Source organism: Rhizobium sp. CBN3 (assembly GCF_030518245.1).
Classification (GTDB): Bacteria; Pseudomonadota; Alphaproteobacteria; order Rhizobiales; family Rhizobiaceae; genus Rhizobium; species Rhizobium aethiopicum_A.
Genome location: NZ_JAULSE010000007.1, coordinates 17,924 through 43,134 on the forward strand (window position 1 = coordinate 17,924; position 25,211 = coordinate 43,134).

General features: G+C 62.9%; 24 protein-coding genes and 1 riboswitch. Of the genes, 20 read left to right on the forward strand and 4 right to left on the reverse strand.

What is annotated here, in order from left to right:
* Positions 1 to 157: 157 nt before the first annotated feature.
* Positions 158 to 1,330 carry an adenylate/guanylate cyclase domain-containing protein gene (locus tag QWJ46_RS12640; RefSeq protein WP_368046083.1) on the forward strand — a complete coding sequence of 391 codons (1,173 nt, stop codon included), beginning with the start codon at positions 158 to 160 and terminating at the stop codon, positions 1,328 to 1,330.
* Positions 1,331 to 1,336: 6 nt separating this feature from the next.
* On the opposite strand, the gene QWJ46_RS12645 is transcribed toward QWJ46_RS12640, so the two are convergent.
* On the reverse strand, positions 1,337 to 3,127 hold the full coding sequence (locus QWJ46_RS12645) for a chloride channel protein (protein ID WP_302751428.1): 1,791 nt from the start codon (positions 3,125 to 3,127) through the stop codon (positions 1,337 to 1,339).
* Positions 3,128 to 3,353: 226 nt separating this feature from the next.
* Positions 3,354 to 3,747: riboswitch (cobalamin riboswitch) on the forward strand.
* Between the two features lie 298 nt (positions 3,748 to 4,045).
* Here QWJ46_RS12645 and cobU point away from each other — a divergent pair.
* Genes cobU through cobO form a run of 4 tightly spaced genes read left to right on the forward strand, consistent with a single transcriptional unit; the run spans position 4,046 to position 10,200 of the window.
* The gene (gene cobU / locus QWJ46_RS12650; RefSeq protein WP_302751429.1) at positions 4,046 to 4,555 is read left to right on the forward strand and encodes a bifunctional adenosylcobinamide kinase/adenosylcobinamide-phosphate guanylyltransferase; all 510 of its coding nucleotides are present in this window, start codon (positions 4,046 to 4,048) and stop codon (positions 4,553 to 4,555) included.
* A gap of 6 nt (positions 4,556 to 4,561) precedes the next feature.
* Positions 4,562 to 5,617 (forward strand): cobalamin biosynthesis protein CobW, encoded by a 1,056-nt coding sequence (gene cobW, locus QWJ46_RS12655; protein ID WP_302751430.1) that lies wholly within the window; start codon positions 4,562 to 4,564, stop codon positions 5,615 to 5,617.
* A 3-nt stretch (positions 5,618 to 5,620) separates the two neighbouring features.
* Entirely contained in the window at positions 5,621 to 9,565 is a 3,945-nt protein-coding gene (gene cobN / locus QWJ46_RS12660; RefSeq protein ID WP_302751431.1) for a cobaltochelatase subunit CobN, read from the forward strand.
* Complete coding sequence (gene cobO, locus QWJ46_RS12665) at positions 9,565 to 10,200, forward strand: cob(I)yrinic acid a,c-diamide adenosyltransferase (protein WP_302751432.1); 636 nt, start codon at positions 9,565 to 9,567, stop codon at positions 10,198 to 10,200. The genes cobN and cobO overlap by 1 nt, the downstream gene beginning before the upstream one ends.
* An 8-nt stretch (positions 10,201 to 10,208) precedes the next feature.
* On the opposite strand, the gene QWJ46_RS12670 is transcribed toward cobO, so the two are convergent.
* Positions 10,209 to 10,994, reverse strand: a complete 786-nt coding sequence (locus tag QWJ46_RS12670; RefSeq protein WP_184457852.1) for a TSUP family transporter — start codon at positions 10,992 to 10,994, stop codon at positions 10,209 to 10,211.
* A gap of 98 nt (positions 10,995 to 11,092) precedes the next feature.
* On the opposite strand from QWJ46_RS12670, the gene QWJ46_RS12675 reads away from it, so the two are divergent.
* From QWJ46_RS12675 to QWJ46_RS12745, 15 genes are all read left to right on the forward strand, one after another.
* Complete coding sequence (locus QWJ46_RS12675) at positions 11,093 to 11,512, forward strand: cobalamin biosynthesis protein (RefSeq protein ID WP_302751433.1); 420 nt, start codon at positions 11,093 to 11,095, stop codon at positions 11,510 to 11,512.
* Positions 11,513 to 11,582: 70 nt separating this feature from the next.
* Entirely contained in the window at positions 11,583 to 12,533 is a 951-nt protein-coding gene (locus QWJ46_RS12680; RefSeq protein ID WP_302751434.1) for a nucleoside hydrolase, read from the forward strand.
* A gap of 327 nt (positions 12,534 to 12,860) precedes the next feature.
* Entirely contained in the window at positions 12,861 to 13,700 is an 840-nt protein-coding gene (gene cobA, locus QWJ46_RS12685; RefSeq protein ID WP_184457857.1) for a uroporphyrinogen-III C-methyltransferase, read from the forward strand.
* Positions 13,697 to 15,004: a cobyrinate a,c-diamide synthase gene (locus QWJ46_RS12690; RefSeq protein ID WP_302751435.1), complete on the forward strand. Its 1,308-nt coding sequence runs from the start codon at positions 13,697 to 13,699 to the stop codon at positions 15,002 to 15,004. Before cobA ends, QWJ46_RS12690 begins: the two co-directional genes overlap by 4 nt.
* Positions 15,001 to 16,008 carry a threonine-phosphate decarboxylase CobD gene (gene cobD / locus QWJ46_RS12695; RefSeq protein ID WP_302751436.1) on the forward strand — a complete coding sequence of 336 codons (1,008 nt, stop codon included), beginning with the start codon at positions 15,001 to 15,003 and terminating at the stop codon, positions 16,006 to 16,008. The genes QWJ46_RS12690 and cobD overlap by 4 nt, the downstream gene beginning before the upstream one ends.
* A complete protein-coding gene (gene cbiB / locus QWJ46_RS12700) occupies positions 16,005 to 16,985 on the forward strand; it encodes an adenosylcobinamide-phosphate synthase CbiB (protein ID WP_302751437.1) in 981 nt (326 codons plus the stop codon). The genes cobD and cbiB overlap by 4 nt, the downstream gene beginning before the upstream one ends.
* Positions 16,986 to 17,078: 93 nt before the next feature.
* The gene (locus QWJ46_RS12705; protein WP_064803200.1) at positions 17,079 to 17,279 is read left to right on the forward strand and encodes a hypothetical protein; all 201 of its coding nucleotides are present in this window, start codon (positions 17,079 to 17,081) and stop codon (positions 17,277 to 17,279) included.
* A gap of 150 nt (positions 17,280 to 17,429) precedes the next feature.
* On the forward strand, positions 17,430 to 17,858 hold the full coding sequence (locus QWJ46_RS12710; protein WP_064803198.1) for a L,D-transpeptidase: 429 nt from the start codon (positions 17,430 to 17,432) through the stop codon (positions 17,856 to 17,858).
* A 186-nt stretch (positions 17,859 to 18,044) separates the two neighbouring features.
* Positions 18,045 to 18,323, forward strand: a complete 279-nt coding sequence (locus QWJ46_RS12715) for an acyl carrier protein (RefSeq protein WP_003540486.1) — start codon at positions 18,045 to 18,047, stop codon at positions 18,321 to 18,323.
* A gap of 116 nt (positions 18,324 to 18,439) precedes the next feature.
* Positions 18,440 to 18,922: a 3-hydroxyacyl-ACP dehydratase FabZ family protein gene (locus QWJ46_RS12720; RefSeq protein ID WP_302751443.1), complete on the forward strand. Its 483-nt coding sequence runs from the start codon at positions 18,440 to 18,442 to the stop codon at positions 18,920 to 18,922.
* Positions 18,919 to 20,124, forward strand: a complete 1,206-nt coding sequence (locus tag QWJ46_RS12725; RefSeq protein ID WP_302751444.1) for a beta-ketoacyl-ACP synthase — start codon at positions 18,919 to 18,921, stop codon at positions 20,122 to 20,124. Before QWJ46_RS12720 ends, QWJ46_RS12725 begins: the two co-directional genes overlap by 4 nt.
* A 10-nt stretch (positions 20,125 to 20,134) precedes the next feature.
* Positions 20,135 to 21,421, forward strand: coding sequence for a beta-ketoacyl-ACP synthase (locus QWJ46_RS12730; protein ID WP_302751445.1), 1,287 nt, complete (start codon positions 20,135 to 20,137; stop codon positions 21,419 to 21,421).
* Between the two features lie 56 nt (positions 21,422 to 21,477).
* Positions 21,478 to 22,506: a zinc-binding dehydrogenase gene (locus QWJ46_RS12735; protein WP_302751447.1), complete on the forward strand. Its 1,029-nt coding sequence runs from the start codon at positions 21,478 to 21,480 to the stop codon at positions 22,504 to 22,506.
* A 6-nt stretch (positions 22,507 to 22,512) separates the two neighbouring features.
* Positions 22,513 to 23,448 (forward strand): lipid A biosynthesis lauroyl acyltransferase, encoded by a 936-nt coding sequence (locus QWJ46_RS12740; RefSeq protein WP_302751449.1) that lies wholly within the window; start codon positions 22,513 to 22,515, stop codon positions 23,446 to 23,448.
* Positions 23,449 to 23,627: 179 nt separating this feature from the next.
* The gene (locus QWJ46_RS12745) at positions 23,628 to 24,317 is read left to right on the forward strand and encodes a PAS domain-containing protein (protein ID WP_302751451.1); all 690 of its coding nucleotides are present in this window, start codon (positions 23,628 to 23,630) and stop codon (positions 24,315 to 24,317) included.
* Positions 24,318 to 24,448: 131 nt separating this feature from the next.
* Here QWJ46_RS12745 and QWJ46_RS12750 read toward each other — a convergent pair whose 3' ends face one another.
* Positions 24,449 to 24,808, reverse strand: a complete 360-nt coding sequence (locus QWJ46_RS12750; RefSeq protein ID WP_011425727.1) for a VOC family protein — start codon at positions 24,806 to 24,808, stop codon at positions 24,449 to 24,451.
* Positions 24,809 to 25,207, reverse strand: coding sequence for an SRPBCC family protein (locus QWJ46_RS12755; RefSeq protein WP_302751455.1), 399 nt, complete (start codon positions 25,205 to 25,207; stop codon positions 24,809 to 24,811).
* Positions 25,208 to 25,211 lie beyond the last annotated feature (4 nt).

A 25,211-nucleotide genomic window follows, 5' to 3' on the forward strand; every position in this document is an offset into this window, starting at 1 on the left:
TCACATAATTCGCGCGGGAGTAGTATCGCAATGCGAAGCAGGCTAATAAGTAGTATGTGCGGCTAGGCCCTTTCGGCACCTGTCCTGTTGTTCCAGGCACCGGCCTCGATGGTGACGCCCATTCCAAGTTCCCCATCCTCATGCGGAGGTTTCCAAAATTAAAGATCATATCCAGTGGCTTATAGAGCAGGGAATCACCAGCGAGCATATCGGCGATCTCGTCGCCGGCCTATGTGAACGGCTGATCGCGGACGGGTTTCCGATCTGGCGGGCAAGCATCCGCATGCCGTCCCTGCATCCGATGTATCGCGGCATCGCGGCCAATTTCATGCGGGGCGGTGAGACTGTTCTCGAGAATGCGGAGCACGGCAGCGAGACCGAGCGCAACTTCGAGAAGACGCCGATATTCTATCTTCTGAACCGCGGTGAGAAGACGGGGCGGTGGAACCTGGCTAAAGGCGAGGGTCTCCATTATGGCGAGCTCTACGAATTTGCTCTTGCCGGTGGCACGGACCATGTGGTCAATCTTTTCGAGTTCCCGAAGGAAGTCGCGCTGCGCGGGCTCGGTTTCTCTCTGACGAGCGATTCTCCGGGCGGATTTTCAGATGATCAACTGGCGATCATCGACGGACTGTTCCCGGCGCTGGGGCTTGCCGTTTACCGTGTGGCGGCTTCCAAGACCGCGACCGATATCCTCGCCGTCTATACCGGCGCCAGGACGAGCGCGCGCATCCTTGCCGGTGAAACCCGCAGGGGAATGGGCGGCTCCATCGATGCCGCCATCCTACTTGCCGACCTCCGCAACTTCACGGCGCTGACCGAGGTCTATCAGCCGGGGGAGATCGTCGGCTTTCTCAACGAGCACTTCGAACTGATCGACCGGCACGTCGAGGAAAATTCCGGCGAGATCCTCAAGTTCATGGGCGATAGCGTGCTGGCAATCTTTCCGACGGACGCCGAGGATCCGCAAAGGGCTTGCAAGGCCGCATTGGCTTCGGCGCAGAACCTGCTGAGGGCAAACGAGGAGCTCAATCGCGAACGGACGCTGAATGGTGGCCCCGATATCGGGATTGATGTCGTCTTGCATCTCGGCGAGGTTTTTTACGGAAATGTCGGCGCCCAAGGCCGGCTGGACTTCACGGTGATCGGCAGGGCCGTCAACGAGGCTTCGCGGCTTGAAAAGCTGTGCGGAACGCTTGAGCAGCCCCTGCTGCTGTCGGAAAGCTTCGCAGCGACCTGCGCCGTGCCCTGCGACTATCTCGGCGCTTTCGAGCTGCGCGGCGTTTCGAAGAGAGCCGACGTTTACAGGCTTGCCGGCGCCGCTTCTTAGGCTCGCTCAAATCTCGCCCGACACCTCGCGGCGGCGCCGGTCGAGTTCTTCGCTGTAGCGGCGCAGCGTGTGGCTTTCGCTGAGCTGTCCCACCACCTTGCGCTCGATCAGATTGTTGACGACGGCGAGCGCTTCGCTTTCGCTCTTGTCGAAGATCGCCGCCGCCTGCTTGGCATTCATCTGCGGCTGCAGGAAATCATTGCGGTAGCGGACGAAATCGGCAAGCGTCTGGCTCTCGTCCTGGACGTCGGTCGGGTTGGCATAGATCTCAGGCACCAGCACGAGACCGGCATATTTGTCGTTCTCCTCGACGAGAATGACGCGTTGGGTTGAGCCGATCGGGAAGGCCTTCTTGAAGTCTTCCAGCGAGATATCGGCCTTTGCCGTCTTCACGTCGGCGCGCATCAGCTTGTTCACAGTCAGATTGCGGATCCAGCCAACATCGTGGGCACTGCGGATGCTTTCCCCACGCAGATGGAAGCGCCAGGTGGCGAAGGAGTAGCCGAAGGTCGAGCGCACGACGAGCGAGGAGGTGATGACGGCGGCAAGAACCAGTGCCGTGATCGGGAAATCGCCGGTGATTTCGAGCGCCAGGAAGGTCATCGTCAGCGGCCCGCCAATGACGGCGACCGACAGGGAACTCATCCCGACCACGGCATAAATGACCGGCGTCAATGTCGCATTGGCGAAATAGGGGCCGCAATAAGCAAAGAGCTTGCCGAGCAGGGCGCCCATGAACAGTGAGGCGAAGAACAGCCCGCCCCTGAAGCCGGAGCCGATGGAGATCGCCGAGGCAAGGGATTTCAGGAGGAAGAGACCGATCAGCGCCGGGATCGCCACGTCGCGGGAGAGGTTCAGATGCAGCGCGCCGTGCCCCGCCGAAAGGACCTGCGGCGAGATCATCGCGAGAAGCCCGACGATGATGCCGCCGAGCGCCGGGCGAAAGGGCGTGGCGATCGAGCTTTTGCGCGCCAGCTCCTCGATGAAGGCCACGCCCTGCATGAGGAGAATGCCAACGCCGGCGCAGAAGACGCCGAGCAGCAGCGCCGGCACATAATCGGCAGGCACGACCGTGCCGAAGCTGCCGATATCGATGGTGAAATCGCCCTCGGCAAGCAATCTCGCGATGAGGGTCGAAACGAGGGCTGAGACGACGACCGGGGTCAACGACACGATGGTGTAGGTGCCGATGATCAGCTCGAAGGCGTAGAAGGCGCCGGTCAGCGGCGCGTTGAAGGCGGCGGCGATGGCGCCGGCCGCGCCGCAACCGACGAGGATACGCAAGTCCGAGCGGCGCAGCTGCAGCTTCAGGCCGAATTTGGAAGCGATGCCGGCAGCGAGCTGGGTATAGCCGGCTTCCAGGCCGACGGAGGCGCCGAAGCCGTTGGAGATCAGATTCTGTACGGCAACGATGATGCTGTCGGTCAGGGAGAGGCGGCCGCCATGCAGCGCATTTGCCTCGATCGGGTCGACCATTGGTTTCTTGCGCCGTTTGGCGAGCACCAGGAGCAGCAGGCCGAGCAGGGCACCGCCGATGACGGGAGCGCTGAGCAGCAGCATCTTGTCCTGGATTGCCGACGCGCTCAGCCTTTCGCTGTCGGCGATGCCGAAAACAAGCTGGTGCAGCTGGTTGGAGACATAGCTCATGCCGGTCACGGCAAGACCCGAGGCGATGCCGACGATGGCGCCTGCCAGCGACAGGCCGACTTCGCTGCGGCGTGTCAGGGCGCGCAGCCGCCCCGGATCGAAGAAAACACGCAGCGTGCGCAGGCGGCGGCGATCCAATTTCATAAGCATGGCTAGACAACTAGGCGAGGAGAGGCCGGGTCAAGGGCGGAGGTGCAGTCGCCTTGCAACGCAATTGCGGCGAAAAGCCGACGACCACATCAAATATTCATGACGTAAGTCGCTGATAAAAGACGATATTTCCGGTAGGGTCAGTGGTGTTGGCCGGTCTTTCGCGCAGTCTGGAGTTGGGGTGGTTGCAAAGGTCGGTTGACTTCACCCCACGGCTTGCCTAACCATCCCAGGAATAACGGATGGTTCCGGATCGGCCTTTCGCCTTCCGGATGAAAAGGGAATGTGACGGGGCGGACCCACATCGGGCGCCTTCATCACAGCCGACCCCGCGACTGTAGAGCGGTCAGGGTCTTCCATCCGGCATCGAACCTCTTCCGGCCTAGCCGCAATCGTGCGGGCGGACGGAATGGCGACATGCCGGAAAAGCCACTGGAAATGCATGGTGATCAACCGGGGTCGGACGCCTCTATCTCTACGAATCGTCCACCTTTTCACCGAGGCAGCCGGGAAGGTGAGGCAGATCCGCTGGCACGATCAGGGGCGACCGGGCTTCCGGTTCGCCCCGATCGTCGCCGATAACGCGAGCCAGGAGACCTGCCTTCCGTGCCGGGCGAAAAGCCCAACCCTGGGCAAGAGACCCGCTGCCAGCACGGAGGTTGTTTTGGCTGAACGATTGATTTCGGCGCTGCCTCTGGTGGTGCGATGGGGGTCCCCCTTTTCCCCAGCGGGGAGAAGGTGGCCCGAAGGGTCGGATGAGGGGGCCGCGCGGCACCTCCGTCCTTTTGCCCTTCGCTTGCGCTCGGTCCATTCGCGGCTTCGCCGCTCACCCCCTCAACCGCCTGCCGGCAGCTTCTCCCCGCTGGGGAGAAGAGAGATTTGGCGCCGCCTTGCCCTCTCTCGGAGGGTCGCTTCGGCATGACCACCACCCTCATCCTCGGCGGCGCCCGCTCCGGCAAATCCCGTTTTGCCGAAAATCTCGTTATGGCAAGCGGCCTCGAGCGCCACTACCTCGCCACCGGCCGTGCCTGGGACGAGGAGATGCAGACGCGTATTGCCCAGCACAAGGCCGATCGCGGCCCTTCCTGGACGACGCATGAGGAGCCGCTCGATCTTCTCGGCGTGCTTGCCGCGATCGACGGCGAGGGGCGCATTGTGCTTGTCGATTGCCTGACGCTCTGGGTGACCAACCTGTTGATGGAGGAGCGCGACATGGCGGTGGAATTTGCCGCGCTCGCCGATTTCCTGCCTGGCGCCAAGGCGCGGCTGGTCTTCGTTTCCAACGAGGTTGGCCTCGGCATTGTGCCTGACAATCGCATGGCGCGCGATTTTCGCGATCATGCCGGACGGCTGCACCAAATAATCGCGGCGAAGGCCGACGAAGTCTATTTCATCGCGGCCGGTCTGCCGCTGAAAATGAAGGGTTGAAGTTCCATGAACCAGCAGAAAATCCCCGCAACCGTCATCACCGGCTTCCTCGGCGCCGGCAAGACGACGATGATCCGCAGCCTGCTCACCAATGCCGCCGGCAAAAAGATTGCGCTCATCATCAACGAGTTCGGCGATCTCGGCGTCGACGGCGAAGTGCTGAAGGGCTGCGGCGCGGAGAATTGCAGCGAGGACGACATTATCGAGCTCACCAATGGCTGTATCTGCTGCACCGTCGCCGACGATTTCATTCCAACGATGACGAAGCTCCTGGAGCGCGAACAGCGGCCTGACCATATCGTCATCGAAACCTCCGGCCTCGCCCTGCCACAGCCGCTGGTCGCCGCCTTCAACTGGCCTGATATCCGCACCCAGGTGACCGTCGACGGCGTCATTACGGTTGTCGACAGTGCGGCCGTTGCCGCCGGCCGTTTCGCCGACGACCATGATGCGGTCGAGGCGGCGCGCGTCGAGGACGACTCGCTCGATCATGAGAGCCCGATCGAGGAGCTGTTCGAAGACCAGCTCACATGCGCCGATCTCATAGTCCTCAACAAGACCGATCTGATCGATGGGGATGGCCTGGGCCGTGTGAAGAACGAAGTCGCCTCCCGCATCGCCCGCAAGCCGGTCATGATCGAGGCCAGGAATGGCGAGGTGCCGGCCGGTGTGTTGCTCGGCCTCGGCATTGGCACAGAAGACGATATCGCCAATCGCAAGTCCCATCACGAGCTGGAGCACGAGGAGGGGGCGCCGCACGATCACGACGAATTCGACAGCTTCGTTGTCGAACTCGGCGCTGTTTCCGATCCGACAGGCTTTATCGAAAAGCTGAAGGGCATCATCGCCGAGCACGACGTGCTGCGCCTCAAGGGCTTCATCGACGTTTCGGGCAAGCCCATGCGCCTGCAGCTGCAGGCCGTCGGCAGCCGCATCGACCAGTATTTCGACCGCGCCTGGGCAGCGGGTGAGGCGCGCCGCACGCGCCTCGTCGTCATCGGCTTGCACGAAATGAACCAGGACGCGGTGCGCAAGGCGATCGAAGCGCTCGTTCAGGGATAATCGATGCATCTGCTTCTGGCCCAGCAGGGAACGATCAGCGACGGCGAGGAGGCGATAGACCTCGGCCAGTCGCCGGGCGATATCCTGTTCCTTTCGGCCGCCGACACCGAGCTTGCGGCGATCGCTACCGCCTATCGCGGGTGCGAGGGGATGCCGCATTCGCTGAGGCTCGCGAATCTGATGAGCCTCAAGCATCCGATGTCGGTCGATACCTATGTCGAGCGAACGGCCAGGCATGCCAAGCTGATCGTCGTGCGTGCGCTCGGCGGCGCCAGCTATTTCCATTATGCGCTGGAGGCGCTGCACGCCGTTGCCGCACGCAACGGCGCATTGATTGCGGTATTGCCTGGCGATGCCAAGCCGGATGCCGGGCTGGTTCCTTTCTCCAATATTGACGTCGAGGATCTCAACGCGCTCTGGGGCTACCTGATCGAGGGCGGCGACGCGAACGCGCGGAACTTTCTTGCCTATGCGTCGGCGATGCTGGCGGGGGCGGAAAAACCGGCGCCGGCCGTGCCTTTGATGAAGGCGCGGATCTGGTGGCCGGGGCGAGGGGCGATCGGGGTCGAGGAGTGGCGGCGGGTCGTCGGTTCGCATGTCGCGCCAACGTCGTCCGTCAAGCGTGGGGCACCAAGCTCGACAGAAGAGGTGGAATTCGAACCCACGTCCCCCATCGTCGCCATCAGCTTCTACCGTGCCCTCGTCCAGAGCGGCGAGACCGGGCCGGTCGAAGCGCTGGTCGAGGCCCTGGCCGCACTTGGCCTGCGGCCGCTGCCGGTCTTTGCCTACAGCCTAAAGGATCCCATTTCGACAGGGATTCTCGAGAGCGTGTTTTCGGCGTTGAAACCGGATGTCGTCATCAACACAACGGGCTTTGCGGTCTCCGCACCGGGCGCGGACCGGCAACCGACGGTGCTGGAGGCGGATGGCGCAGTCGTGCTGCAGGCAATCCTGTCGGCTTCGTCGAAGGAGGCCTGGGAAGCTTCGTCTCAAGGTCTGTCGGCGCGCGACCTCGGCATGAATGTGGCGTTGCCTGAAGTCGACGGGCGCGTATTGGCGCGGGCGGTGTCCTTCAAGACGGCGGCGCGTTACGACGCGGCTGTCGAGGCGAACATCGTCGCCAGCGTGCCCGATGCCGGCCGGGTGCGCTACACGGCGGAGCTCGCCGCCAGTTGGGCGCGGCTGCGCGGGAGGCCCGCCAATAGGAGGCGCATCGCCCTCGTCATGGCGAATTATCCGAACCGCGACGGCCGGCTCGGCAACGGCGTCGGACTCGACACGCCAGCCGGCAGCATCGAGGTGCTTCGGGCGATGGCGGGTGCGGGTTATTCGGTCGCCGATATTCCGGCCGATGGCAACGCGCTGATCCGCCATCTGATGGAGGGGCCGACCAATTCCGGGCATGACGGCCGGGTCATCCGCGAGGCTCTTTCGCTCAGTCGCTACAAAAACTTCCTGGGATCTCTTCCCAAAAAGATTCAGGATGAAGTGACGGACCGCTGGGGCGAGCCAGAGAACGACCCCTATTTTCGCGACGACGTCTTCGCCCTGCCTTTCGCCCGCTTCGGCGGCGTCCTGGTGGGCATTCAGCCGGCACGCGGCTACAATATCGATCCGAAGGAGAGTTATCATTCGCCGGATCTCGTGCCGCCGCATGGCTATATCGCCTTCTATGCTTTCCTGCGGCACGAATTTGGCGCTGACGCCGTCATTCATATGGGCAAGCATGGCAATCTCGAATGGCTGCCGGGCAAGGCGCTGGCGCTGTCGGAGACGTGTTATCCGGAAGCGATCCTCGGGCCGGTGCCGCATCTTTATCCCTTCATCGTCAATGATCCGGGCGAGGGCACGCAGGCCAAGCGTCGAAGTGCGGCTGTTATCATCGATCACCTGACGCCGCCTTTGACGCGGGCCGAGAGTTACGGTCCGCTCAAGGATCTGGAAGCGCTGGTCGACGAATATTACCAGGCCGCCGGCGGCGACCCTCGCCGTATCCGGCTGCTAAGCCGCCAGATCCTCGATCTCGTCACCGATATCGGACTGGATCGGGATGCGGGGATTGCGAAAGGCGAGAGCGAAGGTGAGGCGCTGAAGAAGCTCGACGCCTATCTCTGCGATCTGAAGGAGATGCAGATCCGTGATGGGCTGCATGTGTTCGGCGTATCGCCGAAGGGGCGGCTGCTGACGGATTTGACCGTGGCGCTGGCGCGGGTACCGCGCGGGCTGGGAGAGGGTGGCGATGCGAGTTTGCAGCGGGCGATTGCTGGGGATGCTGTGAGAAACCCCTCCCCAACCCCTCCCCACAAGGGGGAGGGACTTACCGCTGCGCCCGCGGCAATCTCTGCGCTCAAAGATGATGTGGAGGCGGTGCGTCCAGCAAGCCCCTCCCACCTGTGGGGAGGGGTTGGGGAGGGGTCTGTCTTCGACCCACTCGACTGCGACATGGCTGCCCTTTGGGTCGGGCCACGCCCGGCAATCCTCGCCGATATCACCAAGGCTCCCTGGCGCACCAACGGCGACGCGGTCGAGCGAATCGAGCTGCTCGCTGCCAAGCTCGTTGCCGGCGAAATGGAATGCCCTGCAGACTGGACGGCAACGCGGGCTGTACTTTCGGAGATCGAGACCCGGCTCAAACCCTCCATCCTCGCCTGCGGCCGCGCCGAGATCGATGGGCTGCTCCGCGGCCTCGACGGTCGCTTCGTCGCCCCCGGCCCCTCAGGCGCGCCGACCCGCGGCCGGCCGGATGTTCTGCCGACAGGCCGTAATTTCTATTCGGTCGACAGTCGCGCCGTGCCGACGCCGGCCGCCTACGAACTTGGCAAAAAATCGGCCGAACTGCTGGTGCGTCGCTATGTTCAGGATTACGGTGAGTGGCCGGTCTCCTTCGGGCTGACGGCCTGGGGCACGTCGAATATGCGCACTGGTGGTGATGATATCGCTCAGGCGCTAGCGCTGATCGGCGTCAAGCCCCTCTGGGACATGAGTTCGCGCCGCGTCACCGGCTATGAGATCATATCGCAAGCAGTGCTCGGGCGGCCGCGCGTCGATGTGACGCTGCGGATTTCCGGCTTTTTCCGCGATGCCTTTCCGGAGCAGATCGCCCTGTTCGACAAGGCGATCCGGGCAGTCGGCGCGCTGGAAGAGGATGCGGCTGACAATCCGATTGCCGGGCGTATGCGCGGCGAGACGACGCGGCTCGCTGCAGCTGGGCTCGATGAGAAGACGGCGGCGAAGCGGGCGGGCTACCGCATCTTCGGCTCGAAACCCGGCGCCTACGGCGCGGGCCTGCAGGCACTGATCGATGAAAAGGGCTGGGAGCGGCGTGCCGATCTTGCCGAGGCCTATGTCGTCTGGGGAAGTTATGCCTATGGCGCCGGCGAGGAAGGCAGGGCCGAACGCGGCCTGTTCGAGGAGCGGCTGCGCTCGGTGCAGGCCGTCATTCAGAACCAGGACAATCGCGAGCATGACCTGCTCGACAGTGATGACTATTACCAGTTCGAGGGCGGCATGGCGGCGGCGGCCGAGCAACTCGCCGGTACACGCCCCGCGATCTATCATAACGATCATTCCATGCCCGAACGACCTTTGATCCGCTCGCTCGAGGAGGAAATCGGCCGCGTCGTGCGCGGGCGCGCGGTCAATCCGAAATGGATATCGGGCGTCATGCGCCATGGCTACAAGGGGGCGGCCGAGATCGCCGCCACCGTCGATTATCTCTTTGCCTTCGCGGCGACGACGGGCGCGGTCGGCGCGCATCATTTCGAGGCGGTCTATCGAGCCTTCGTCGCTGATCCGGGCGTGCGTGGCTTCATGATCGAGAAGAACCCGGCGGCATTCGACGAGATGAGAGAGCGACTGCGCGAGGCGATCGATCGCGGGCTCTGGACGCCGCGCAGCAATTCGGCACGGTTCGACCTGGCTGCTACGAAACTGAATGAGGTGCACTGATGAGCGACGAGATCCCAGAAAACGAATCGGCCAAGGATGATGCGCGCCACGCCGAGAAGATGGCGAAGAAGAAGGCTGCGCGCGACAAGATCATGGCGACCAAGACGGACGGAAAGGGCCTGATCATTGTCCATACCGGCAAGGGCAAAGGCAAGTCGTCAGCCGCATTCGGCATGATCTTCCGGCACATCGCCCACGGCAAGCCGTCGGCCGTCGTGCAGTTCATCAAGGGCGCGATGTGGACCGGCGAGCGCGACCTGATCGAGAAGCATTTTTCCGATCTCTGCCAGTTCCATACGATGGGCGAGGGCTTCACCTGGGAGACGCAGGACCGGGCCCGCGACATCGCCGCCGCCTCGGCCGCCTGGGAAAAGGCCAAGGAGCTGATCCGCGACGAACGCAATTCCATGGTGCTGCTCGACGAGATCAACATCGCGCTGCGCTACGATTATCTCGACATCAACGACGTCGTCGCCTTCCTGAAGAATGAGAAACCCGCCATGACGCATGTCGTGCTGACAGGGCGCAACGCCAAGGAAGAGCTCATCGAGATCGCCGATCTGGTGACGGAGATGGAACTCGTCAAACACCCCTTCCGCTCCGGCATCAAAGGCCAGGCTGGCGTGGAGTTCTGAGAGCGGCTTTAGAGGCCGAGCCAGACCCGCAGCGGATTTGCCGGATCGGCGAGCAGCTTAACCGCCAAAGCGACGCAGACGATCACGAGTAGCGGCTTGATCAGCTTTGCGCCGATGCGCATGGCAAGCCGGGAGCCCACTTGTGCGCCGAGGAATTGGCAGACGCCCATCAGCAGGCCGATTTTCCAGAGGATCGCGCCGAAGCTTGCGAAGACGATCAGCGCACCGAAATTCGAGCCGAAATTCAAAAGTTTGGTGTGGGCCGTCGCCTTCAGCACGCCGAAGCCGGCGAGGGTGACGAAGGCGAGCATGAAGAAAGAGCCGGTGCCGGGGCCGAAGACGCCGTCGTAGAAGCCGATGGCCGGCACAAGCGTCAAGCCGAAGGCGAAGGGCGTGATGAGACGGTGTTTGTCGAGGTCGTTGAGATTCGGTTTGACGGCGAAGAAGATCGCGATTGCCAAGAGCAGCACAGGCATGATCGCTTGAAGCACCTGTCCTGGTACGATCGTCGCAAGAGCGGCGCCGAGTGCCCCGCCCATGAGCGCCATCAGCGCCATCGGCAGCTGTTCGGAAAGCTCCACATGGCCCTTGCGGGCATAGGCGAGCGTCGCGGAAGCGGCGCCGAAGATCGATTGCACCTTGTTGGTTCCGAGCGTCTGCAGTGGCGGGATGCCGGCGATCAACATGGCGGGAACGGTGATGAGACCGCCGCCGCCGGCAATGGCATCGACGAAACCGGCAAAGAAGGCAGCCGCGCAGAGCAGCAGAAGCAGATGGAGGGCAATGTCAGGCAAGATGCTATTCCAGAGGGCTTTTAGCCGGCCTTGTTGCATTTCCCTCTCCAAGCTGCAATGGCTGCAGGGACACAGCAACAGCACATTCGGCTGCTTCCATGAGCGACATGTCTTTCACTCCGGCACGGCGCCATGTGCTCGGTCTTGGCTGCGAGCGCGGGACGCAGCCTGCGGAGGTGTTGGCTCTCGCAGTTGAGGCGCTCAAGTCCGCCGGTATCGGCGCCAATGAGCTCGCTGCCATTGCTTCCATCGACAGCCGCCGGCAGGAGGCGGCAATCCTCGCGGTTGCCAGGCATCTTGCTGTGCCGGCCCTATTCTTCGACGCTCCGCGGCTGGAGCGGGAAACGCCGCGGCTTAAAAATCCCTCGGCCGTCGTCTTTGCTCGCGTCGGCTGCCATGGCGTTGCGGAATCGGCAGCGCTTGCGGCGATCGGCGACGATGCCGAACTGGTACTTGGCAAAATCAAATCGGCGCAAGCGACGGCGGCGGTCGCCCGCGGCGGGTTGCAGAAAGCCTGATGGTCGCTATGGTGGCGGCAATTCGCGGCGCCAACCGGCAGCCTCGCGATTCACATCTAGAGGACATATCATGCACAAGGTCATTTACGACACTGACCCGGGCGTTGACGACGCCATGGCGCTTCTCTTCCTGCATCGCCATCCTGAAATCGATCTGATCGGCATTACGACGGTCTTTGGCAACGCTTCGGTCGAGACGACGACCCGCAATGCGCTCTTCCTCAAGCGCGAGTGGAATATTCCTGCACCCGTCGCCAAGGGCGCCAGCGTCACCATCGATGCCTCACGCGCGGAGCGGGAATGGCCTTCCATGGTGCATGGCGACAACGGTCTCGGCGATATCGAGGTGCCCGCAGCGATCGACCTGCCGCTCGATCCGCGCCCGGCGCACCGCTTCATCATCGACACCGTGCGTGCCAATCCCGGCGAGGTGCGCCTGGTCGCGGTCGGGCGAATGACCAATCTGGCGCGGGCGTTGAAGGAAGACCCGGAGATCGCGACTCTGGTCAAGGACGTCGTCATCATGGGCGGCAATTTCTATGTGCCCGGCAATGTCTCGCCGGTCGCCGAGGCCAATATTCACGGCGATCCCGAGGCCGCCGACATCGTCATGACCGCGCCCTGGAAGGTGGCCGTCATCGGTCTCGACGTTACTTCGATCACAACGATGAGCCGCAGTTATCTCGGGCAGATGGCGGCCGAGGGCGACGGGGCGGTGAAGCTGCTCGACGCACTCTCGCAGTCCTACATCGATTTCTACAAGCATGCGGTTGAAGACGGCATGATGGTGCATGACAGCTGCGCCGCAGTCTACGTCGTGGCGCCGGAACTGTTCTCGTCGATATCGGGCGCGGTGCGCGTCGTCTGCGGCGGCATTGCCGACGGCCAGACGATCGTCAAGCCGGATGGCCGCCGCTTCCCGCCCGGCGATTGGGATGATCGGCCGAGCCAGATCGTCACCACAGGGATCGACTCGGAAAAGGTCCTGAAGCTGATCCGCGATACGCTGCTTCGCGGCTGAGTGCCTTGAAGGCCGATTGCAGCAGGCGTCAACTTCCGACGTGCCTTTTTCTCGGCGTCACCCCTCGGCCTTGTGCCGGGGGCTGCCGCGGATGCCGGCTCGGGGCAAGCCCGAGCATGACGAAAAGGAGTTGGACGACGTTATCAGTAGTCCCCGCCGCGGGCGGCCTTATTTAGATAATACTATAATATATTCATGTTGTTACGCAGCTTTCCCGAGATATCGAATCCGCTTGTTTGCAAAGTGAGTCATTGTCATCTCAGCAACTTCAAGTGAGGTGGCGCAGGCAGCGTTGACCTTGGCCCTCGCTGGGCCTAGATCAACAAAATGTCGAATAGCGCATTCTCCCATTTGCCGGCGTTGGAGCCGGGCAGCGTCTGGCTCGTCGGGGCCGGTCCGGGTGATCCGGGCCTGCTGACGCTCTTGGCCGCCAAGGGGCTCGCCGAGGCCGATGTGATCGTCCATGACGCGCTGGTGAATGAGGACTGTCTGAGGCTTGCGCACCCCGGCGCCGAATTCGAATATGCGGGAAAACGCGGCGGCAAGCCTTCGGCCAAGCAGCGGGATATTTCGCTCAGGCTGGTGGAGTTGGCGCGCGCCGGTAAGCGGGTGCTGCGGCTGAAGGGGGGCGATCCCTTCGTCTTCGGGCGCGGCGGGGAGGAGGCGCTGACGCTGGTCGAGCACAATATCCCTTTCCGCATCGTGCCGGGGATCACCGCCGGTATCGGCGGGCTTGCCTATGCCGGCATTCCGGTGACGCATCGCGAGATCAATCATGCGGTGACGTTTCTCACCGGCCATGATTCCTCCGGCATCGTGCCCGACAGAATCGACTGGGAAGCGATCGGTAAGGGTTCGCCCGTGATCGTGATGTATATGGCGATGAAGCACATCGCCCAGATCAGCGCCAACCTCATTGCGGCTGGCCGCTCGCCATCCGAGCCCGTGGCTTTCGTCTGCAATGCAGCGACCGGCGCGCAGCAGGTGCTGGAGACGACGCTCGGGCAGGCGACCGAGGCTGTTACCGCCTCCGGGCTCGAACCGCCGGCGGTGGTCGTCGTCGGGGAGGTGGTGCGGCTGCGGGCCTCGCTCGACTGGGTCGGCGCTCTCGCCGGACGACGCCTGCAGCCCGATCCGTTCCGCCAGTCCGGCCAGGTGCTGGCATGAGCGGCCTCCTAATCGCAGCTCCTTCTTCCGGTGCCGGCAAGACGACGGTGACGCTCGGGCTGCTCAGAGCCTTGCGTCGGCGCGGCATTGCGATCGCGCCCGGCAAGGCCGGCCCCGATTATATCGATCCCGCCTTCCATGCTGCCGCGAGCGGCACGCTTTGCCTGAATTTCGACCCCTGGGCGATGCGGCCGGAGCTGATCTCGGCCAATGCGACGCTGCATCGCTCCGGCGACCGTATTCTCGTCGTCGAGGCGATGATGGGACTGTTCGACGGGGCGGCCGACGGCAAAGGAACGGCAGCGGATCTGGCCGCCCAGCTCGGCCTTTCCGTGGTGCTGGTCGTCGACGCCTCACGCATGTCGCAATCGGTCGCGCCGCTGGTGGCGGGCTTTGCCGGTTTCCGCGCCGATGTCCGCGTTGCCGGCGTCATCCTCAACAAGGTCGGCAGCGAACGGCACGAGGCGATGCTGCGTCAGGCGCTTGAGGCGATCCGCATGCCTGTCATTGCCGTAATCGGCAGCGACAAGGCGCTTGCTCTGCCGGATCGCCATCTCGGCCTTGTCCAGGCCGGTGAGCATGCGAGCCTTGAAGGTTTCATCGAGCATGCGGCGGATGCCGTCTCCGAGGAATGCAATTTCGAGTTTTTGCTGCGCATCGCCAGGCAGGGCCTGAACCGGCCGTCGGCCGCCAATATCGATCGTCTGCCGCCGCTCGGCAGTCGCATTGCGGTGGCCCGCGATATCGCCTTTGCCTTTTCCTATGAGCACATGCTGCTTGGCTGGCGGCGGCGGGGGGCTGCTATTTCCTTCTTCTCGCCGCTCGCCGACGAGGCGCCCGCTGCCGATGCCGATGCGATCTATCTGCCCGGGGGTTATCCCGAGCTGCATGCCGGAAAGCTCTCCCAGGCGCCGAATTTCCGCGCCGCCCTCCTCGATGCGGCGGCGCGCGGCATCCGGATCTATGGCGAGTGCGGCGGCTACATGGTGCTCGGCGAAGGGCTGATCGACGCAGAGGGCAAGCGTCACGAGATGCTCGGCCTGCTGCCCGTCGTCACCAGCTATGCCGCGCGCAAACGCCATCTCGGTTATCGCCACGTCATGCCGCTCGATCATGCGATCTTTCAGCGGGCAATGACGGCGCATGAGTTCCACTATTCCACCCTCATTTCGGAAGGCGAGGGCGAGCGGCTGTTTCATGTGCGGGATGCGCTCGGAACCGATCTCGGCCCGGCGGGGCTCCGGCGCGGGCAGGTGGCGGGTTCCTACATGCATCTGATCGATCTCGCCGGGATTGCCGCGTGAGCGCGCCGATCATCCATGGTGGCGGAGTTACTGGCGCTGCTGCCGCCTTTGGCGGCAGGCCGGAAGACTGGCTCGACCTTTCCACGGGGATCAATCCGTGCCCGGCTGCTCTGCCGGAGATCCCGACAAGGGCTTGGCACCGGCTGCCGGACAGCCATCTGGTCGAAGAGGCAAGGCGGGCGGCGCGCGATTACTACGGGAGCGGCGAGATCCTGCCGCTGCCGGTGCCCGGCACGCAATCGGTGATCCAGCTTCTGCCGCGATTGCTGACAAAGGGTGAGGGTGCCAGGGTCGCCATTGTGGCGCCGACCTATGGCGAGTATGCGCGCGCTTTTATTTCGGCCGGTTTTGCCGTCGATACCGTCGATCACGTCGCGGCGATCGGAACCGAGCATCGGCTTACCGTCGTCGTCAATCCGAACAATCCCGATGGGCTGACATGCCCTGTGGAAACGCTGATTGGCCTGCATGACATGATGAAGGCGGTCAATGGACTGCTCGTTGTCGACGAAGCCTTCGGCGATGTCGATCCGGCGCTCAGTCTCGCGGGCCACGCGCAGAGGCTTTCCAACCTGGTGATCTTCCGCTCCTTCGGTAAGTTTTTCGGGCTCGCCGGCCTTCGGCTCGGCTTTGCGATTGCGCGTGACGATATTCTCCAGCGTTTCGAGGAGTGGCTCGGACCCTGGGCGGTTTCCGGACCGGCCCTTTCGATAGCAGGCTCGCTGCTGCGTTCGGACGTTTCCCCCATCCGCCGGCTCATCGATGAACGCCGCGCCGGGCTTCATGCGGTGCTGACCGGGCTCGGGCTGCAGATCACAGGGGGAACGGCGTTGTTCACTCTTGTCGACGATGCCAGGGCGAGCGACATTTACACGCATCTCTGCCGGCATCATATTCTCGTCCGCAAATTCGACTATGCGCCCACTTGGCTGCGTTTCGGGCTGACGCCCGATCCGGCGGCGGACCGGCGGCTTGGCGAAGTCCTTCAGAGATTTGAGCGATGACGATCGATCTAAACCTTCTCGTGCTGCTTCTGGCGCTGCTGCTCGACCGGATAGTCGGCGATCCGCAATGGCTCTGGTCGCGCGTGCCGCATCCCGTCGCGATTTTCGGAGCGGTGATCTCCTATGCCGACCAGCAGCTCAATCCTTCAAGCCTCACGGGGCATCAACGGCGGATGAACGGCGTTGCCGCCATCCTGGCGCTGCTGTTGCTGGCTGTGGCGGCAGGCTTCGTGTTCAACCGGTTTTTCGCGCTGTTCGGCCTCGGCGGTATCCTGCTGGAGACCGGACTGGTGGCGATCTTTCTGGCGCAGAAGAGCCTTGCCGACCACGTCGCCGCCGTTGCCGTCGCCCTGCGTGAGGAGGGGCTTGCCGGTGGGCGGGCCGCCGTCGCCCGCATTGTCGGGCGCGATCCCGAGACGCTGGATGAGCCGGCCGTCTGCCGCGCGGCGATCGAAAGTCTTGCCGAGAACTTCTCCGATGGCGTCGTCGCGCCGGCAATTTGGTATGCTATCTTCGGTCTGCCAGGGCTTTTCGCCTACAAGATGCTGAACACGGCGGATTCGATGATCGGCCATAGATCGGAAAAATACATCGATTTCGGCTGGGCCGCCGCCCGGCTCGACGATGTCGCCAACTGGCTGGCTGCGCGCCTTTCCATCCTGCTGATTGCTGCCGGCGCCTGGATCCGGCGCGGCACCAGCGCCTGCCGCGAGGCGATTCGGGTGGCGATGCGCGACGGCGGCTTGCACCGTTCGCCGAATTCCGGCCGTCCGGAAGCGGCAATGGCGGGTGCGCTGAATGTCCAGCTTGCTGGGCCGCGCATCTATGGCGGCGTGCTCGTCACCGAACCGATGATCAACAATTCCGGACGCGATGTCGCGACCTCCGGCGACATCGAAGACGGAGTCTCTGTGTATCAGGCGAGCTGCATGGTGCTTGCCGGCGTGACGTTCGGATTGTTTTTGTGCTTCCTGTGAGGGGCTTGCGGCAGAGCGCACGGCCCCAGTGGACAGTCCCGTCCCAAACGTTTATGCGAAACGCCTCATATCCATCAGACCGGAAGCAGAGCGATGACAGTTCAGGTTGAACTACCGTGCCCGAAGTGCAAAAGCACCAAGATGAAATTCGAGCGTCCCGAGATCCGGGAGACGGACATCATAAGCTGCGCGGCCTGCGGCCATAATCTCGGCACCATGGCCTCCATCCGCGAAAGGATGAACAAGGCCTATCAGCAGCTCAAGCAAAGGCCGGCGGCGCGCAAGCTTCAGTGAGGCGGAGCGGCCGTCCTGCGGCGCTTAAACCCGTCATTGCCCTGTTAGAATTGTGATTACCATTCGGGTTAAAGCTATATAATCAAGTATCGTCGTAGTCTCTCTGTCGTGAGGGCGCAATCAAATGCGCGGGTGCGAAGAGGGGTTATCATGAAGACGATTTTTGCCGCCGCGGCGGCAAGCTTATTGCTCCAGTTTTCTCCGGTTGCGGCTGAAGCAGCAACGCTGGTTGCCAATATCAGCATCGGCAAACAGACGATGACCGTCACCGAGGACGGCTTCGTCAAATATCGCTGGAAGGTTTCGACCGCGCGCAATGGTTATGTCACGCCGACCGGCTCGTGGAGCGCCAAATGGCTGTCGCGCGATCACCGTTCGCGCAAATACGACAATGCGCCGATGCCGTATGCTGTATTTTTCAACGGCGGTTACGCCGTTCACGCCACTTTCGATCTGAAGCGTCTCGGCACACCGGCCTCACATGGTTGTGTTCGCTTGCATCCCGACAATGCGGCCGAGTTCTTTTCACTGGCGCGGCAGGCAGGTCTTGCCAACACGCGCGTCGTCATCACGCGCTGATCCCGGATCTGCGCGTGATAGTGGACAGCCGCATCCTGTTTTCGGCGCCTGCACTCGCCGGCGTTCCATTGCTGTTTAGGCAACACCTTATTGTCAATTTGCCGTAACGCCCGGACGAAAGCATTGGCTTTTGAAAAGGATTTGCCTATGAGGGGGGTTAAATCGTCATTTCATGAGGTACAGCGCGTGACCGCTACATTCGATAAAGTTGCCGACATTATTGCAGAAACCAGCGAGATCGATCGCGCCACGATCACGCCGGAGAGCCATACGATCGACGACCTCGGTATCGACAGCCTTGATTTCCTCGATATCGTCTTTGCGATCGACAAGGAATTCGGCATCAAGATTCCGCTCGAAAAGTGGACGCAGGAAGTCAACGAAGGCAAGGTTTCCACTGAAGAATATTTTGTGCTGAAGAACCTCTGCGCCAAGATCGACGAACTCAAAGCCGCCAAGGCCTGAGCGACACACCAGTCTTTTTTGAACGCCCTGCCGCCCTGACTATGGCGGCCGGGCGGTTTCGTTCCTAATTAGGCGTCACTGGCGGTGGATTTGGCCAGCCGGGCCGGAGGATCCGAATGCTGCTGGAATATTTCCAGATGATTGACCGCGTCGAAGCGGTGGACCTGAAGAAGGGGACGCTTGTCGCGCGTTCCGTCGTGCCGGCCAAGAGCCCTGTCTTCGAGGGCCATTTTCCCGGCATGCCGCTCGTTCCCGGCGTGCTCCTGATCGAAACCATGGCGCAGGCCTCCGGCATGCTGGTGCTTGCCGTGACCGACTTTGCCGCCATGCCTTTCCTGATGTCGGTCGACGGCGCCAAGATGCGCACCTTCGTCGAGCCGGAAGCCGTGCTCGATATCGAGGCGGTGCTGGAGCATGACGGGTCGGGTTTTGCGGTCACCAAGGCCAAGATCACCAGCGGCGGCAAGAAGGTCTGCGATGCGCAGCTGAAACTGCGCACCATGCCCTTCAGCGAAGTTCCGCTCGGCGATATCGTCAAAAAACGCGCCGGCGAGGTCGGGCTTCTCGAAGCGATCGCAGCGCAGGGAGTGGTTGGATGAGCAAGGCTGCAAACGACGTCGTCATTTCAGGCGTCGGTATCGTTACCTGTCAGGGCGTCGGCAAGGAGGCGCATGTCGCGCTGCTTTCGGCCGAGAGCACGCCGAAAGCGATCGTCGAGACAGAGAAATTCAAACCCTATCCGGTGCATCCGCTGCCTGAGATCGATTGGTCGCAGCAGATCGCCAAGCGGGGCGACCAGCGCCAGATGGAGAACTGGCAGCGCATCGGCGTCTTCGCCGCGGGTCTTGCGCTCGACGATGCCGGCTTCAAGGACAATCTGGAAGCCTGCGGCACAATGGACATGATCGTGGCGGCCGGCGGCGGCGAGCGCGACATCAACGTCGACACGCTGATCGTCGACGAGGGCCTGAAGCGCAACGACCGCGAGCTGCTGCTCAACGAGAAGCTGACGACGGAACTGAGGCCGACGCTGTTCCTGGCGCAGCTTTCCAATCTGCTTGCCGGCAATATCTCCATCGTTCACAAGGTCACCGGCTCCTCGCGGACCTTCATGGGCGAAGAAGCATCGGGCGTTTCCGCCGTCGAGACGGCCTTCTGGCGCATTCGCTCCGGCGAATCCACCCATGCGCTGGTTGGCGGCGCCTTTGCTGCCGAGCGCCCCGATATGATCCTGCTTACCGAAGCGATCGGCGCACACACGCGCGGCGAATGGGCGCCGCTCTGGTCGCGCTCCGGCCTCGATGGCGGCGGCATGATCACCGGTTCCGCCGGCGCCTTCCTGGTGCTGGAATCGCGCAAGCATGCGCAAGAGCGCGGCGCGCATATCTATGCGACGATCAGCGCCGTCGAAGGCGATCGCGGCAATCGCGCTGCCGGCAACTTCGAAGTGCGAATGGAACGGCTGCTGAAGCCTGCCGCCGACCTGCCGCCAGAGAGCATGACGATCTTCTCCGGTTCGACCGGCATGCACGAGATCGCCGCCCGCGAAAAGGCGGTGCTGGAACATCAGCTTGCGGGTGCGGCGATCCGCGGCTTCGGCGGCGTTTCCGGTCACACGCTCGAGGCGCAATTCCCGCTGGGGCTGGCGCTCGCAGCCCTTGCGATCGACGCCAAAGCCAAGGTTCCGCCCTTCGACGCCGCCCATGAAGCGCCGATGAAGGCGGGCACGAAGACAGCCGTCGTAACGACGGTCGGACACCAACGCGGCGAGGGCGTCGCCGTTCTTTCCGCAGAGGCGTGAGGAGAGAGATATGACAGCTTCCGCTTACAGGGATCACCTCGGCCGGCCGATCGTCGCAGTGACCGGCATGGGCATCATCACCTCGCTCGGCCAGGGCCTGAAGGACAATTGGGCAGCCCTTTCCTCCGGCACCTCGGGCATCCACGTAATCAACCGCTTTCCCACAGAAGGCCTATCCACACGGATCGCCGGCACTGTCGATTTTATCGACATTCCGGTGCCGAACGCCGTCGAGCGCTCCTATGCCTTCGCGCGCGAAACGACCATCGAGGCACTCGCCGATGCCGGTCTGTCGGGCGATTTCAATGGTCCGCTGTTCCTTGCCGCGCCACCGATCGAACCCGAATGGAGCGCCCGTTTCGAGCTTGCCGACCGCTCGCCAGCTGCCGACCATCCGGGCGACGCCTATGAACGCTTCCTGACGGCGCTGCGCCAGCGGCCCGACCCGGCCTTCCACGAGGCGGCGCTGTTCGGTGCGATTTCCGAACGCCTTGCCGACCGGTTCGGCACGCGCGGCCTTCCCGTGACACTGTCGACCGCCTGCGCATCGGGCGTCACCGCGATCCAGCTCGGCATCGAGGCGATCCGCCAGGGCCGCACCGACCGCGCGTTGACGGTTGCCACCGACGGGTCGCTCAGCGCCGAGGCGCTGATCCGCTTCTCGCTGCTTTCGGCTCTTTCGACGCAGAACGATCCGCCGACCAAGGCCTCCAAGCCGTTCAGCAAGGATCGCGACGGCTTCGTCATCGCGGAGGGTGCGGCGACGCTGGTGCTGGAATCGCTGGAAGCGGCCGTCGCCCGCGGCGCCAAGGTGCTCGGCATCATGAAGGGCGCCGGCGACAAGGCCGACAGCTTCCACCGCACCCGGTCCTCGCCCGACGGCGGTCCAGCGATCGCGACGATCCGCGCGGCCCTTGCCGACGCAGGCATCGACGAGAGCGGCATCGGCTACATCAACGCGCACGGCACCTCGACGCCCGAGAACGACAAGATGGAATATGGCGCCATGTCGGCCGTCTTCGGCGAGCGGCTCGTCAGCATTCCGGTGTCGTCGAACAAGTCGATGATCGGCCATACGCTGACGGCGGCGGGTGCCGTCGAGGCGGTGTTCTCGCTGCAGACGATGCTGACCGGCACGCTGCCGCCGACGATCAACTACACCAATCCCGATCCGTCGATCGTGCTCGATGTCGTGCCGAACAAGAAGCGGGAGGCCCAGGTTTCGGCCGTGCTTTCCAACTCCTTCGGATTCGGCGGGCAGAATGCCAGCCTTGTCATGGCGCTCGAACCGGCTTAAGCGGTTCCCGACAATTTCAAGACGAGACGAACGCCTCCGAGGCGAGGGATTTTGCCATGCGCGCTTTGCAACTGATCGACGACCGCAAGCTTGAGATCACCGACCTGCCGGAACCGGAGGCACCTGCCGCCGGCGAGGTGACGCTGCGCGTCAAGGCGGTGGCGCTCAACCATATCGACGTCTGGGGCTGGCGCGGCATGGCTTTTGCCAAGCGCAAGATGCCGCTCGTCATCGGCGCGGAAGCCTCCGGGGTCGTGGAAGCGATCGGGCCGGGTGTCGCCAATGTTCTACCGGGGCAACTGGTTTCGATCTATGGCGCGCGTACCTGCGGCCTCTGCCGACCCTGCCGCGAAGGCCGAGACAATCTCTGCGAACACGTCTCCGGCGTGCATGGTTTCCATCTCGATGGTTTCGCGCAGGAGAAGGTGAACCTGCCGGCGCGTCTGCTCGTTCCCGCACCTCCCGGTGTCGATGCGATCGGCGCGGCATTGGCACCCGTCACCTTCGGCACGGTCGAGCATATGCTGTTCGACAATGCCAAGCTCGAGCCCGGCGAAACGATCCTCGTTCATGCCGGCGGCTCCGGCATCGGCACGGCGGCGATCCAGCTTGCCAAGAAAATCGGCTGCACCGTCATCACCACGGTCGGTTCCGACGACAAGATCGAGAAGGCCAAGGCGCTCGGCGCCGATCACGTCATCAACTACCGCACCGACCGCTTCGAGGGCGTGGTGCGCAAGCTCACCAAGAAGAAGGGCGTCGACGTCGTCTTCGAACATGTCGGCAAGGACACCTGGGCGGGCTCGATGCTCTGCATGAAGCGTGGCGGGCGTCTCGTCACCTGCGGCTCGACCTCGGGCGTTTCCACAGAGATGAACCTGATGATGCTGTTCCAGCAGCAGCTGAAGCTCTTCGGCTCGTTCGGCTGCCGCATGGTGAATATGGCTGATGCGATGCAGAAGATGGGCCGTGGGCTCGTCCATCCCGTCATCGACACGGAAGTCGGCTTCGACGATATCGACCGGGCGCTGGAGCGGATGGAAAGCCGCCAGATCTTCGGCAAGATCATTCTGAAGATGGACTGACCTCACGTGAAGCTGTTCATTACCCGGGTCGTTCTGGCGCTCAGAAATTTCCAGCAATGGCTGGTGGCGCAGGCGATGTTCGGCTTCCTGAACGTGCTGAAGCTGTTTCCGGCCGATGGCGCGATTCGCTTCGCCGACACGGTGATGCGTCGGCTCGGCCGGCGGACGCGCCGCCATAAGCTGATGCTCGTCAATCTGCGCAACGCTTTCCCTGAGAAGGGCGAGGCCGAGATCGAAGAGATCGCGCTCGCCAGCTGGGGAAATATGGGTCGGCTCGCAGCCGAATACGTCTTCCTCGACGAATTGTTCGACTACGACCCCGAACGGCCGGAGCCGGGCAGGGTGGAGGTGTCGGGCATCCCCATCTTCCTCGACCTGCGCGACAAGCCGCGCCCCTTCATCGTCTTTACCGGCCATACCGCCAATTTCGAGCTGCTGCCGGTGGCGGGCGCGGCCTTCGGGCTCACAGTCACCGTGCTTTTCCGGCCGCCGAACAATCCCTATGTCGCCAAGAAGGTGTTCGACTTCCGCAGCGCGCGCATGGGCAAGCTGGTGCCCTCGCACGCCGGCTCCTCCTTCGCGCTCGCACGCCAGTTGGAGGCGGGCCAGGGGGTGGGCGTGCTCGTCGACCAGAAATTCGGCAAGGGGCTGAAAGGCACCTTCTTCGGGCGAGAGGTGAAGACCAATCCGCTGCTGCCGAAGCTGGTGCGCCAGTTCGATTGCGAGGTCTATCCGGCGCGCTGCATCCGCCTGCCAGGGAATCGCTACCGGCTCGAAATCGAGCCGCGGCTGGAGATGCCGCGCGACGCCAAAGGCAATCTCGACCTGCCGGCGGCCGCCCAGCTACTCAACGACAAGGTGGAAGGTTGGGTGCGGGAATATCCGGAACAATGGCTCTGGTATCACGACCGCTGGCAAATCAAGAAGACGCTCGCGCCTTGAAAATCAAACCCTGATTTATCAGCGGTGAAAAGCGGCAGGTGCTCTCGGATTGAAACCGAGTAAACTTCATGTTAGCCGTCACCACCAAGGCGCGAATAATATCCCCTTAGGGCGCATTTGGGAAAGTGCTGCCACACAATTTGGACACGCCACTTGGGACAATGGGAGTGGGAGGCGTCTTGCTGGAGCTTTTTCGAGCCTTTTCCTTGCGCTGCGCGCAAATAGAGGAGGCCATACGCCAAGGCGACGATCAGCGCGTCATGTTGCTCGACCGTCATGTCGAGCCGCTGGTCGAGGCTATCCTGGCCTGCCGAGCGGCCAATCTGCTCGAAGTCTATATGCAGGTGCAGTTCGTCAGCCATCTTGTCGCTCGGGACGCGGACGACAGCGCCAGCGTCAGAGAACATGCGGCGGTGCTTTCTTATCTGCTCGACTGCTATTTCGGCACGCATGCGCCAGACTGGCGGGCGCCTTCGCCGCAGGATGTGCGCATCGAGCCGCCGGCAGCCTATGTGCCCGACACCGACAACGGCCAATTCCTCAACGCGGCGATCCTCGAAAGCCTGCCGGACCGTGTCGCGGTGCTGACCAGGGACTACCGCTACCTCTATTCCAACGCCGCCAACAGCGCCCATCTCGACAGCAAGCCGATGGAACTGATTGGGCGTCACCTTTCCGAATTCATCGGCAAGGAGCGCTTCGCCGAATGCGCCAAGCATAAGCTGGACGTCTGTTTTGCCGGCGCGGAGGTCGACTACACTTATGAGCGCCGGACCGGCGGCGCATCCCGGCAGGTGCGCTGTCGCATGTCGCCGCTGCGTGATGCGGGCGGCATTGTGATCGGCGCTCTGATCGTGATGGATCGGTAGTCTAGAGCAATTCCGTTTTTCCTCGAATCACGGAATTGTTCTATCTCTTTGTTTTCATGCAATTCCCGGCAAAAGCGCTTCGCGCTTTGCCTGAGAAAACCGCTGCACACTTTTGCTGGAATTGCTCTAACTTATGCCGTCGCCCAGACGGCGAGTTCGTAACCGTCGCGGTCAAGGAAATGGAAGCGGCGGCCGCCGGGAAAATCGGTGATCGGCCGGCAGATCGTGCCGCCGGCCCTTTCGACCGAAGTCAGCACTTCTTCCAGATCCCTGGCGTAGACGACGACGAGCGGGCCGCCCGGACGGACGGGGCCGAAATCGGTGAAGCCGCCTTTCAGCCGGCCATCGTCAAATTCGCAGTAGTTCGGGCCGTAATCGGTGAAGCGCCAGCCGAAGGCGGAACCGTAAAAGGCTTTGGCGGCGGCGATGTCGGATACGTTGAATTCGACATAGTCGATGCGGCGGTCGTTGTGTTCGGAGTTTTCAGCCATCTATCTCTCCATCAGGGCTTTCAGCATGACGAGATCCTTCTCGATATGCGCGGCATCGGCGGCAAACTGCGCATCTGTCATGCCGGGCAGGCGCAGCAGCGTGAACATGACCTCGCAGCCATCGCCATTCGGGACGATGCGCAGGGCATTATAGACCCGGAGCCCGGATTCGATCGTCACCGTATGGTCGATCACGCCGAATTCATTGGCGGGAACGAAGCTCACCTTGATGGTGCCGAGGGGACCGTGGGCGATCCAGTCGGCGCCGTCGGGTTCGAAGCCGGTGGCAAGGCCGGAGGCCCAGAGCGGCATGTTCTCCGGCTTGCCGGCGAAGTCGTAGACATCCCGCCAGTCGCGCTCGATCGACCGGTGGATGATTTTTGCAGGCATTGTCGCCATGGTG